General features: G+C 72.0%; 8 protein-coding genes. 2 read left to right on the top strand and 6 right to left on the bottom strand.

The annotated features are described in order from the left end of the window. Positions 1-3: 3 nt before the first annotated feature. Both P696_RS0114705 and P696_RS0114700 read right to left on the bottom strand, forming a co-directional pair. On the bottom strand, positions 4-894 hold the full coding sequence (locus P696_RS0114705) for an ABC transporter permease (RefSeq protein ID WP_026412939.1): 891 nt from the start codon (positions 892-894) through the stop codon (positions 4-6). Further along, complete coding sequence (locus tag P696_RS0114700) at positions 884-1,696, bottom strand: ABC transporter ATP-binding protein (protein ID WP_026412938.1); 813 nt, start codon at positions 1,694-1,696, stop codon at positions 884-886. Before P696_RS0114700 ends, P696_RS0114705 begins: the two co-directional genes overlap by 11 nt. Before the next feature lie 157 nt (positions 1,697-1,853). On the opposite strand from P696_RS0114700, the gene P696_RS0114695 reads away from it, so the two are divergent. After that, positions 1,854-3,506 (top strand): sensor histidine kinase, encoded by a 1,653-nt coding sequence (locus P696_RS0114695; protein WP_026412937.1) that lies wholly within the window; start codon positions 1,854-1,856, stop codon positions 3,504-3,506. Further along, positions 3,503-4,180 (top strand): response regulator, encoded by a 678-nt coding sequence (locus P696_RS0114690; protein WP_026412936.1) that lies wholly within the window; start codon positions 3,503-3,505, stop codon positions 4,178-4,180. The genes P696_RS0114695 and P696_RS0114690 overlap by 4 nt, the downstream gene beginning before the upstream one ends. A gap of 77 nt (positions 4,181-4,257) precedes the next feature. On the opposite strand, the gene P696_RS0114685 is transcribed toward P696_RS0114690, so the two are convergent. From P696_RS0114685 to P696_RS0114670, 4 genes are read right to left on the bottom strand one after another with little or no spacing between them, the layout of a single operon-like run. Continuing rightward, the gene (locus P696_RS0114685) at positions 4,258-5,136 is read right to left on the bottom strand and encodes a toll/interleukin-1 receptor domain-containing protein (RefSeq protein WP_026412935.1); all 879 of its coding nucleotides are present in this window, start codon (positions 5,134-5,136) and stop codon (positions 4,258-4,260) included. After that, the gene (locus tag P696_RS0114680) at positions 5,117-7,699 is read right to left on the bottom strand and encodes a CHAT domain-containing tetratricopeptide repeat protein (protein ID WP_026412934.1); all 2,583 of its coding nucleotides are present in this window, start codon (positions 7,697-7,699) and stop codon (positions 5,117-5,119) included. Before P696_RS0114680 ends, P696_RS0114685 begins: the two co-directional genes overlap by 20 nt. A gap of 9 nt (positions 7,700-7,708) precedes the next feature. Further along, complete coding sequence (locus tag P696_RS0114675; protein WP_026412933.1) at positions 7,709-10,984, bottom strand: hypothetical protein; 3,276 nt, start codon at positions 10,982-10,984, stop codon at positions 7,709-7,711. Next, the gene (locus P696_RS0114670) at positions 10,984-11,634 is read right to left on the bottom strand and encodes a hypothetical protein (RefSeq protein ID WP_026412932.1); all 651 of its coding nucleotides are present in this window, start codon (positions 11,632-11,634) and stop codon (positions 10,984-10,986) included. Before P696_RS0114670 ends, P696_RS0114675 begins: the two co-directional genes overlap by 1 nt. Positions 11,635-11,691 lie beyond the last annotated feature (57 nt).

The following is an 11,691-nucleotide window of genomic DNA, read 5'->3' as shown; positions in this document are numbered from 1 at the left end:
GGGTCAGACGGGGTTGCTGTCGGCGGCCGACGGCGGACGCCAGCGCAGCAGCCGGCCCTCGAGCATCGTCAGCAGCCACTCGGCGAGCAGCGCCAGCACGGTGATGATGATCATTCCGGCGTAGATGCCGGCCGCGTCGAAGGTGCCCTGGGCGTGGTTGATCAGCAGGCCGAGGCCCTTGTCGGCGCCGCTGTACTCGCCGACCACCGCGCCGATGATCGCGAAGCCGAACGCCGAGTGCAGCGAGGCCAGGATCCAGGACGTCGCGGACGGCACGACGACGGTGCGCAGCACGGCCCACCGTCCGGCGCCGAGGATCCGCGCGTTGTTGACCAGGTTGCGGTCGACCTCGCGGGCGCCCTGGAAGGCGTTGAAGAACACCGCGAAGAACACCAGGACGAACGCCGTGGCGACCTTGGACTGCATGCCGAGCCCGAACCAGATCACGAACAGCGAGGCCAGGATGATGCGCGGGATGGCGTTGGCGGCCTTGATGAACGGCGCGCACACGTCCGACAGGAAGCGGCTGCGGCCGAGCACCACGCCCAGCACGACGCCGCCGAGCGAGCCGAGGACGAAGCCGAGGACGGCCTCGCGCAGCGTGTAGGAGATCTGCTCCCAGATGGAGCCCTGCGAGGTGCCGTTGGAGAACCAGTCGACCAGCCGGTCCCAGATCGCGGTCGGCCGCGAGTAGTAGAACGGGTCGATCCAGTTCCGCGCGGCCAGCTCCCAGGAGCCGAGCCACACCGCGACGAGCACGATCCGCACCAGGTAGATCGTGAGCCTGCGGCGCAGGGCGGCGGACTTGGCCTGGGCGATGGCCCGGGCCTCCTCCTCCGGCGTGGGCGTGGCGGAGGCCGAGGCGGCCTCCGGGGCCTTCACGTCATGCGGCACGGCCGGTCCCCCTCTCGCGGGTGATCTGGACTTCCTCGCGCAGCGACTCCCAGACCTCGCGGTAGATGTCGAGGAACTCCGGCGTGAGCCGGACCTCCTCGGCGTCGCGCGGGCGCTCCAGCGGGACGTCGAAGATCCCCTTGACGGTGGCGGGCCCGGCGGTCATGACGACCACCCGGTCGGCCAGCACCAGGGCCTCCTCCAGGTCGTGGGTGACGAACACGACGGCCGCGCCGGACCCCGACCAGAGGCGCAGCAGCTCGTCCTGCATGAGGCCGCGGGTCTGGACGTCCAGGGCGGAGAACGGCTCGTCCATCAGCAGGATGGACGGCTCGTTGACCAGGGTCTGGGCGAGGGCGACGCGCTTGCGCATGCCGCCGGACAGCTGGTGCGGGTAGTACTTCTCGAATCCGGCCAGGCCGACGCGGGCGACCCACTCGCGGGCCTTCTCGCGCGCCTCGCGCTTGGCGACGCCGCGGTAGCGGGGGCCGGTCGCGACGTTGTCGAGGACCGAGCGCCAGGGCAGGACGGCGTCGTTCTGGAACATGTAGCCGACGCCGTCGGGGATCCCGGTCACGGGCTCGCCGTGGACCCGGACGGTCCCGGCGGACGGCGGCTCGAGGCCGGAAACCAGGGACAGGGTGGTGGACTTTCCGCATCCGGTCGGGCCGACGACGGCGACGAACTCGCCGGGCGCGACGGTCAGGTTCAGGTCGCGCACGGCCGTGTGGAGGCCGGCGCCGGACCGGAAGCGTTTGGTGGCCCCGTGAAGTTCGATCACCGGGGCTTTCTGCTGGGACATGCCCGGCACAGTAGGAAGTGACGGGGGTCACGGGAACCCTTGTCCGCGAAGCCCGCGCTAATCGCATAACCGCACGTTGAGCCCGTTGCGCGGGTTCTGCTCTTTTTGCTCGCGGAGGGCTGGGCGCACCGTAAGGCATCGGGTACTTTGACCTGCCATGCCCGTCCGGTTCCGCCTCCCCTTCGCCCGCCAGGTGCTGATCTTGCAGATCGCCGTGGTGGTCGTCGTGGGCTGCGCGGGCTACGCCCTGGTGGCCTGGCGGCTGGACGGCGAACTGCGCGACCAGTTCGGGCAGCGCGCGCTCACCCTCGCCCGCAGCGTCGCCGCCGATTCCGACATCGGCCGGGCCGTGGTCGCGGGCGACCCCGGCCACGTGGTGCAGGACCGCGCCGAACGCGTCCGCCGCCGCGCCGGGGCCCTCTTCGTCGTCGTCACCGACCGTCACGGGATCCGCTACTCCCACCCCACCGAGTCGCTCCTCGGGCAGCGGGTCAGCACCGACCCGTCCGCGCCGCTCGCCGGACGCGAGGTCGTCCGGTTCGAACGCGGCACGCTCGGGCTCTCGGTGCGCGGGAAGGTCCCGCTGTACGACCCGTCCGGGCCGGAACGCGCCGGGCACGTCGTCGGTGAGGTCAGCGTCGGCTTCGACGCGGGCGCCATCGACCGCGAGCTGGACGACGCGCTCAGCGGGCTCACCGCGTTCGTCGCGGGGGCGCTGCTGCTGGGCGTCCTCGCGTCCGCCGCGATCGGCGTCCGGCTGCGCCGCCAGACCCTCGGCCTCGAGCCGTATGAGCTGGTCGAACTCGTCCACGAGCGCGAGGCGGTGCTGCACGGCGTCGGCGAGGGCGTCGTCGCCGTGGACTCCGCGGGCCAGGTCGCGGTCTGCAACGCCGAGGCCGCCCGGCTGCTCGGCACCTCTCTCGAACGCGGCGTCCCGGCCGGGGACCTGGACGTCCCGGGGCCGCTCCGCGACGTCCTCGCCGGACGCAGCCCCGCCGCCGACCTGTTCGTCACGGCGGGGGAGCGGGTGCTGGTCGTGAACCGCCGCGAGGTCCGCCGCCGGGGCCGGGACCTCGGCGCGGTCGTCACGCTCCGTGACCGCACCGACGTGGAGACCCTCGCCCGCGAACTCGACTCCGTCCGCACCCTGTTCGACGCCCTGCGCGCCCAGCGGCACGAGTACGCCAACCGCCTCCACACCCTGTCCGGACTGCTCCACCTCGGTCACCACGAGGAGGCCGCGGGCTACCTCGGGACGCTGGTCGCCGACGCGTCCGGAGCCCCCGCCGCCGCCGAGCCCCTCCCCGCCGACCCGCTCCTCGACCCCTATCTCCAGGCGTTCCTGTCCGCGAAGACGGCCGTCGCCGCCGAACGAGGCGTCCGCCTGGACGTCGGCCCCGGCAGCTTCGTCCCCGGGCGCGTCACCGATCCCCTGGACGTCACCACCGTGGTCGGCAACCTGGTCGACAACGCCGTCGAGGCGGCCCGGCAGGGCGGCCGGCGACCCGCCTGGGTCGAGGTCGAACTCCTCGGGGACGGCCCCGACCTGCACGTCACCGTCGCAGACTCCGGCCGGGGCGTCCCGGCCGACCTGCGCGGCGAGATCTTCCGCGACGGCGTCACCACCCGCGAACCGGGTGACGGCCGCGCCCGCGGCCTGGGCCTCGGCCTGGCCCGCCGCACCGCCCGCGCCCGCGGCGGCGACGTCACCTTCGCCGCCCCGCCTGGGGAGGACGCCGAGGACGGACGGACCGGGGCGGTCGTCGTGGCACGACTCCCCGGAGTACTGGGACAGGAGGCGGACCGATGACCGACCGGGACTTCCGCGTACTCGTGGTGGACGACGACTTCCGGGTCGCCCAGGTCCACGCCGGGTTCGTCGCGTCCGTCGACGGGTTCCAGGTCTGCGGGACCGCGCACAGCGCCACCCGCGCCCGCGAACTCGCCGTCGAACTGGACCCCGACCTCGTCCTGCTCGACGTCTACCTCCCCGACGCGTCCGGCCTGAGCCTCCTGCCCGGCCTCGACGCCGACGTGATCATGGCGACGGCCGCCAACGACCCCGCCTCCGTCCGCGCCGCCCTCGGCCAGGGCGCCCTGCACTACCTGGTCAAACCCTTCGCCGCCGAGGCCCTCACCGCCCGGCTCGCGGGTTACGCCCGCTACCGCCGCGCCCTCGCGGGCCCCGGCGAACTCACCCAGGACGCCGTCGACGCCGCCCTCCGCGAACTCACCGCCCCCCTGACCACCGGCTCGGCCCGCCCGTCCGGACGCACCCCGGTCACCGCCCAGCTCGTCGCCGAGGCCCTCCGCCGCGCGGGCGTCCCCCGCTCGGCCGCCGAGGTCGCCGAGGACGTCGGCATCTCCCGCGCCACCGCCCAGCGCTACCTCGCGAGCCTCGCCCAGCGAGGCCGCGTCCACGTGGCCCTCCGCTACGGAGCCACCGGCCGCCCCGAACACGAGTACTCCTGGTCCCCCCGCTAGCGACCCTGGCCGCCCCTTCCACGCGCCCCGATACTCGTTGCTAGCGTCATGGGCTTGGACCACGCCGCTTGACGTCCTCAGGGGAAGAGGTGACGGAACGCGCGCTCCAGGAGCTTCTGTGCCGTGGCGGGGCCCATGCCTGGATCGCACGGGTCCGGATCCGTCCGGTATGGGCCGAGCGGATCTCCGTCCGTCGGTCCTCCGTCGGACGGGCCGAAGGGCCGCGCCCTGACCTCCAGGTCCACGATCGCGCCCTCACCTATGCCGTGCTCGTCCAGGGGGCCGGAGGGCAGTGGGCGTTCGTCCTTGAGTAGCGCGTAGGTGAAGCGCAGGCCAATGCGCCCGTCCAGTTCGCTGATCTCGTCCGGCAGTGCGAGTTCCGCGTGGACCTGGCCGTACAGCGCCGTGCCGGTGACCGCGTCCGGAATTGCGATGACGTGCGAGACGTCGAAGGCCCGATTGCGAATGTAGATCGTGCACGCGGCGTGGGGCCATGACCCGTCCGGGGCAGGGACGGGCAGGACGGGAAGCCGGAGGCCACGGTCGCGGCTCCAGGCCCCGACCAGCTCCGCGACGGCGGTGTCCCATCCGGTGAACGCGTCGAGCCGGCGGCGGGCCGTGAGCAGCTTCGGGACCGGGCTGTCGTCCACCCGGAGCACGACCAGGAAGCCGCGCCTCTCGTTGATCATCAGGCCCGCGCTCCACAGGTCCTGCACCCATGACTCGCCGGGGCAAGCCCGCGACCACACCAGCAGGAAGTAGTCGGACGCGACGATTCGGGCCTCGACCGTGCTCACGATCTGGTCGCCGGGGAGGAGATCGTGGTTCGGGCGGAACACTTGGATGCCCTCGCGCCGCAGATGCTCATAGAGCCGTTCGGCGGTCCTCTGGTTGGCGTCGGCGTAGCACAGGAAGACCTGCGGGACGCTCCGCCGGTCACCGGAGGGTGGGACCACTGTGCCTCCTCGGCAGGGAGTCGGTGACGTGCCTGCGGACCCAGCGCCGCAGCGGACCGGCGGCCGTCTGCGGGCCCGCGTCGCCATAGAGCGTCCAGCAGGCCCAGTGCGCCGGATGGCTCAGCCGCTCGTCCAGGGCGCACAGGTCCCGGAACGCCTCGCGGAGCGCCAGGTCACGCGGCAAGTGGCGCAGGCGGTGCTGGAACACGTCGAGCAGCGGGGCCGCCGCGTCGTCCAGCGCGATCCAGCGTGCCGCCACGACGGCGGCCGCTCCGGCGCGCAGCCCGGCGCGGACGAACCCGTGCCGCTCGTCCCGCCCGAGTTTCTGGGACATGCCCGACTCGCACGCGCCGAGGACGAGGGTGCCGCAGCCCCGCAGGTCCATGGCCGCGAGCTCGCGGGACGTCAGCTTCCCGTCCGGTCCGGCGGGGGACAGTTCGAGGAAGGATCTGTCCGCGTTGTCGGGGTCGTGCGTGCCGTGCGCGTCGATGCGGACGATGTCGTGGCGACGCTGGGCGAGGCACGCTTCGAGCTGCTGGGGTGTCGCCTCCGGCCCAAGCAGCGCGTCGCTCGTTCGTGCGCGTGAGGTGGTGAGCCCGCCGTGCTGGGGATCGACCAGAAGGATGTCGTCGCCACGGCGCCGCGCCGCACGGTCGCGCAGCGGCGTGAGCAGCCGCAGGCAGGGCAGGTCCGACAACGCGTAGCGGAGGCCCAAGGGCCCTTCGCCCGTCGGCATCGGGAGAGCCCCGAGCGGCACGTCCGCCACGTCGCCTCCCGCGACGACGGCGATCCTCTGGACGCGCGAAGGGATGAGTTCGAGGGCCGCCTCGATGCCGAGGGCTTTGGCGAGCGCCGCCGTCATCGCCTCGAACCCTCCGTCGCGGACGGCCGTCGCCAAGCTCCCGGGATGCTCGTGGGACATGGCGAGATTCTCGACGGTGGTTTTGAAGTTGTCCCGGTCGCAGGAGAGGGACACGTGCGAGGACGACCCTGTGGTGATGAGTACATGGTGGACGCGTTCGGGCGTCGCGTGCATCAGCCAGGCCGCCTGGTCGATCGCCAGCGCCCCGGCCACCGTCCCGGCCCAGTTCCGCGCGCCCTTCCAGTCGCCCGGACCTGGAAGGTCTCGAAGGGCCCCGCCGGATGTGCCGGGCGGCACGACCATCGGCAGGATCAGCGCTCCGCGCGCCCCCTCCACGGCGACGGCGACCGCCGCCGCGCGGGGTTTCGCCGCGTCCTCCGCCAACGTGACGGTCGCCTCGACCAGGTGGTCGTACTCGGTCGGCATCGTCTCGAGCATCCCGGACACGATCCGGTCGGTGCGCTGGAGCAACGCGATCTTGCTCTGCCGCTCGCGCGCCTCGACCCAGTGCCGCATCGCCTCGCCGGCGTCGCCGGGGCCGCCGCGCTTGAGGAGCGCGTGGCCCAGCCGCCAGAGCGCCTCGATGTGGAACTCCCGAGCGTCGGCCTGGCCGGCCTCTTCGACCGCCCGCCGGGCGTGCAGGATGCATTCGTCCAGGGACCTGTGGTCCGTTGGGGCGAGCTCGACGCGTTTCCAGAGCGTCTCGGTGGCCGCCAGGCGCCAGAGCGCCGTGTCCCGCGGACTGTTCGTCTCGGAGGCCAGGCGCCAAAGGCGCTCCGTCGCCTCGTCCAGTCGCTCTTGCCGGACCAGGTGGCGGACGTGCTGGAGACGGCCGTCGAGCCGGCCGGGCGACGGATCGTCCACGGAGCCCGGCGTGCGGAGCCGTTCCAGCTCCCTCAGTGCGAGCGTCGCATCGGGTGCGTGCGCTGCCGCCTCGTCCAGGAGCGGGTCCAGCTGTTCGAGGACGTGCGGCAGACGGAGCAGGACGGCCAGGAGAATGAACTCGCGCAGCACGAGCCAGTGCATGGCCTGGTCCATGCCGGGCAGACCGAGGGACTGTTGAAGCACCGTCCAGGCGTCCTCGTAACGGCATTCGAATCTGAGGCGTTCGGCGTGCCGCAGATGGTCCGCGACCGTTCGCGGGGGAGCCGAGGCCAGGTCGGACGGGTAGCCCGCGCGGAGGCGGACGGCGGCGATGTCCATCGCGATCTCGGTGACGGCCCACGCGAAGTCCGGCTGGGAGACGAACGCCTGCTGCGCCTGGTCCAGCAGTTCCAGCGCACGGTTCTCGTGCCCGGCGTTCGCCTCGGCCAGTCCGAGGATGCGTCGCACCCTCGCCACCTGGTGCGGGGTGAGCCGGTCGGCGCGTTCGGCGAGGAGCGTCTCCGCCGCGGAAGCGGCCCTGGTGTGGTCGCCCTGGGCGGTGTACAGCTCGGCGCGTAGCAGCCGGAGGCCGACCGCGTCGGCCGACTCGGCCTCCACATAGGCTGTCGCGCGCCGCTGCGCGAGTTCGATCTGTTGCTGGCGTTGGAGCCAGACGACATGGGCCTCCATCACCGACACCCGCAGCTCCGCGTTCCTTCCCGCAGCCTCGACGGCGCGGGAGAACGCGGCATCGCCGGCCGGGACGTCACCCGCGTTGAGTTTCCGTACGGCCTCCCGAAAATGCCGTGCGACGGGATGGGTGTCGGGGACGTCCATTCGGGCTCCTCACCGAGACTGGGTGGGACTCACCGGGACCAACGGCGACGAGTCGTCGGGGCAGCCTGAGTCCTGGTCATCGTCGGGGCAGATGAGGACGAGCGGTCCCTGTCGGAGCGAGCCGGACGGTACGGCGTTCGCGCGTGGGGTGGCCCCGGAGAGCCGCACCAGCCGCAGTTGTCCGGGAACGGGACGGTCACCGATCTGGATTTTCGCCCTGATCTCATCCGGCAGGGGCAGCACGTCGTTGTACGAGTTCTGCTGAGGTGTGCGCGCGGCGTCGACATGGTAAATGCGGATCGGCACGTGCTGCTGGAAGGGGTTTGCGGGCAGAAGGCCGTTGTGGAGAATCCGGTCCCCCAGACTCGCGGCCGCGAGTACGGTGTTGTCGCCGTGGGGCATTCTGTCCAGCCAGCCCGACTTCGGGCCGGGCCGAAGAGTGAACGTGCCGCCCGCGTGTTGGACGAGGAAGTTGTCCCGGACAGCGAAGGTCGGGCCGTCCTTGGGCGTGGACGGAGTGAATTCGGTGGCCGCTCGGACGCGTTCTGCCCAGAGATCGTCCGGTGGGACGACGGTCACCTCGTGCGTGCCGACCAGCGCCACGCCGTCGGAGCCGTGCGGTCCGAGCGGTTCACCGCGTAGGAGCCCGTCCCCGGCCCGCGCCGCCTGCCGCTGCGCGGCCCTGATCTCGGTGAAGTCTCGGACGGCCGCGGCGCCTTCCACACTCCCGTCGGCCCCCACCATCGGGTCGTCAGGGCGGTACCAGACGCGGTCGTCCTCCGCCCGCACCTCGGTGGCCTCGCCGTCGCGGGTTCTGATCCGCAACGGCTGGGCTGTTCTGGGCGGCGGGCCGGCGATCTCGCGCGTCGGCTCGTCGGCCGTCCCGTCGCGCAGCCCGGTCCAGCCGGGCGGGCCACGTGGCCTCTTCGGGCCCAGTCGCGCCTGAAAGAGGCGGGGAGTCCCGTGGACGTTCCTGCCGAAGCGAAGCAGGTTCGTTCCGCCGCCGTCCGTCTCGGGGGCGAGAGCGAGGTACGGGTCGCCCTTGCCGCCGATCTTGATCGGGTTGTGATCGCCGTTGTCGCCGACGGCGTCGTCCTGCCGGTGTTCCAAAGCGATCCGGGCGCGTTCCAGCAGGTCGGAGTACCAGTGCAGCACGATCGAGGTGCCCTGTCTCACCGCCTTCAGATGCGTCCAGGCGTGTCCCTGGAAGCTGACCTTCTCGGTGAGGACGCCGTCGTCGACGTGCGTTTCGACGCCGAGGGCGCGCGTGGTCCCGTCGATGCCCAGTCGGCCGAATGAGCTGTCTTCGCGCCGGCGGCGGGTCGAATCGACGTGCTGGCTGCCGTTCCTGCCCGCGCGGAACGTGCGTTGCAGGGTCTCGACGGGACCGCCCCCAGGGTCGGGCCAGATCTGCTTGATCTGGCCAGAGTTTCCCTGGTCGTCCACCTTCGTCGCGGGCTCGTCGAAGGATCCGGCGCGGCGCATCGGGTCGGGTAGCGGCCCGGGCCCGGGGTCGTCGGTGTGTCCCGCGCGCATCCGGTGGCCAAGGTCGACGCCCCCTTGGATGAGCATCCGGCCGCACTGCGAGAACGATGCGGACACCGGATGCAGGAGCCCCTCACCCCCGCCGGACGGCGTCCGCAAGAACGTGATCTTCGACCGTTCGCGCAGCTTGTCATGGTGCTGATACCAGGTCTGGAAGCTCAGGTCCGATCGGATCCGCGGTTCGGCCGGCAGGTGCGTGTCGGGCCGGGTCGCGGTGAGCCAGTCGAGTGCGCCGCTCCACCGCATGATCTGCTCGAGCCGCGCATACTGCGGCTCGTAGTCGGCGACGTCCTGAAAGTGCCGGTCCCACCAGCGCAGGCCGCGCCCGAAGGCGTAGCTCGGGTCGATCTCGCCCCCGCTCCCGGCCTTGCTCTTCATGAACACCCGGGTGGCGCGGGCCCCGACGTCCACGTGATCGGAGCCGTAGGAGAAGCCTGTTTCGTTCTGCCCGAACCACAGCCGTCCGACGTTCGGCGTGGCTTTGACGGTGCACAGTCCTGCGGGGATGGTGGCCTTGGGGTCGGGAACGAAGCCGGGCACCGCTTTGTCCGGGATGCCGCTTCCGGTGTTGTTCACCCACAGTTTCGCGATGAGGTCGGTGTAGAAGAGCGTCATTCCGACCTCGGTACCGTCGAGCTTTCCGAGGTAACGCGCCTTCTGGTAGGCCCATTTGTGGGACAGCGCGCTGTCCAGGGCCCAGAGCAGGGTCCGGTTGCCGCCGACGCCGAGGCTTGCGAGTCTCGGGTCGTTTCCCTGCCGGAAGAGCGCGCGGTTGACGGCTGCTTCCAGATCGTCGCGGGAGTTGAATCCGAGTGCCGTCCAGTTGCCCGTGACGATGGCCCTGGCGGCGGCGCGGCTCATGTTCGGGTTCGCGGTGCGAAGGTCGTCAGCCGTCTTCACCGGCACCGGATCGATAGAGAAGCCGGGCGATTGCCCCGAGCGATCGGCGTAGCCGCGCTGGAGGGCCGCGATGTCCTCCGGGGTGAGGGGTGGGGCCTCGCTGTGCCACTTCCAGCCGCTCGCCCAGATCTGGCCGTTCTTGGCCTGCAGCGATGAGAAGGCGGACGTGCCCTGAAGGAACGCGCGCAGGCCGTCGGGCCGGTCCACCCGCATGGTGGTGAAACCGTTCTCGGCGCGCACGCGCGCGGTCGGCTCGGCGGGGCCGTCCGTCACGTCCACCGTTTCCGTCGCCGGATCGACGGTGTACCGGTGCACCTGCACCGTCTCGGGGTCGGAACGGTGGTCGGTCCGGTACTGATCAAGGATCTGACCGATGGTCCGGGACGCGTTCGGGTCGTTCTTCTCGTCCAGGATGTGCAGGCGGCGGTTGGCTCCGTCGTACAGGGGACGTCCGGGGCCGGTGGACTGGTCCGCCATGTCGGCGAGGCCCTCGTCGCGCACGGGGGTCGAGTCGTAGGTCGCGTCGCGGTAGCTCCGGGCGTCCATGCCGAGGTGGACGGCCAACGCTTCCCGTAGCCAGTCGCGGACCTGCTCCCGCGCCTCGCGCGGATCGGCCCGATCGAGACGGGCTCCGGTGTCCCCGTAGGAGACGAGGAAGGCCCCGCCCCCGGCCGGCGTGTTGGCGGTTGGCGGCCTTCGGCCCGGTGGCAGGGGACTGGTGGACCCCTGCGGGAGAAGCGCGAGGAGCAGCACGACGACGAGGACGGCGGCGACCGCGCCCACGGTACGCGTGCGTTGCAGCCAGAGGGGAGGGGGCAGGCTGGGGAGACCGTTCGTCATCACTTCTCGGAAGGTCGGGCGGGGATCTCGAAACGACGGCCCGGGGCGTGCAGCCATGCGGCGATCAGCCGGTCCGGCAGCTCGACCGTCAGCGGCGCGAAGGCGCTCAGGTCACGGCCCCCAGGCCCGGGAGGGGCCAGGTCGTCCAGGAGCGCGGCGGACAGCACGACCGCGACGCCGGGGCCGGCGTGGACCGTCAGTGCCGTCCGGGCGCGCGCATCGGTGCACATCCGGTGGACCGCGGTCACCACCGTGCCTTCGAAGCCGTTCCCGGTGAGCCTGGTGAGGCCCTGGTCGAACGCGATCACCAGGCGCGGCGCACCGGCCGGGGACGACGCGGCCCCCGTTGCCGCGTCGTCCAACCGGTGCGTGATGTCGCGGACGACCCGCGCCTCGTTCGCCCCCGCGGGAAGGACCAGCAGGAGCGTCTCAGGTTCGGCGCGGTCGCCCGGCGGGCCGAACTCCTGGAGGAACGACCGATCCAGCCCGGCCGCCAGGCATGCGTGTCGGACCACATCTACCAGCCGTTCGTGCGACGGCCCGCCGGAGGCGGCCCGCCGGTCGGCGGCGTTCTCGTCTGAGGAGGGGTCCTGGTCGGGGACGGCGGTGACGGCCGCGCAGAGTCGTCGTACGGGATCGGACTCGGGCATCTGATCCTCCGCGCCGGGGCCCGTGCGGGCCGGGCTCGTGCTGGACGATCCCCACTA

Source organism: Actinomadura oligospora ATCC 43269 (assembly GCF_000518265.1).
In the GTDB taxonomy this organism is placed as follows: domain Bacteria; phylum Actinomycetota; class Actinomycetes; order Streptosporangiales; family Streptosporangiaceae; genus Spirillospora; species Spirillospora oligospora.
The sequence above is the reverse complement of the archived record's forward strand: the minus strand, read 5'-3'. Positions and strand labels throughout refer to the sequence as shown.

What these genes read in the sequence shown, in the direction of transcription:
- P696_RS0114700 (WP_026412938.1), bottom strand. Translation starts at nt 1,696, where the DNA reads ATGTCCCAGCAGAAAGCCCCGGTGATCGAACTTCACGGGGCCACCAAA.
- P696_RS0114695 (WP_026412937.1), top strand. Translation starts at nt 1,854, where the DNA reads ATGCCCGTCCGGTTCCGCCTCCCCTTCGCCCGCCAGGTGCTGATCTTG.
- P696_RS0114690 (WP_026412936.1), top strand. Translation starts at nt 3,503, where the DNA reads ATGACCGACCGGGACTTCCGCGTACTCGTGGTGGACGACGACTTCCGG.
- P696_RS0114680 (WP_026412934.1), bottom strand. Translation starts at nt 7,699, where the DNA reads ATGGACGTCCCCGACACCCATCCCGTCGCACGGCATTTTCGGGAGGCC.
- P696_RS0114675 (WP_026412933.1), bottom strand. Translation starts at nt 10,984, where the DNA reads ATGACGAACGGTCTCCCCAGCCTGCCCCCTCCCCTCTGGCTGCAACGC.
- P696_RS0114670 (WP_026412932.1), bottom strand. Translation starts at nt 11,634, where the DNA reads ATGCCCGAGTCCGATCCCGTACGACGACTCTGCGCGGCCGTCACCGCC.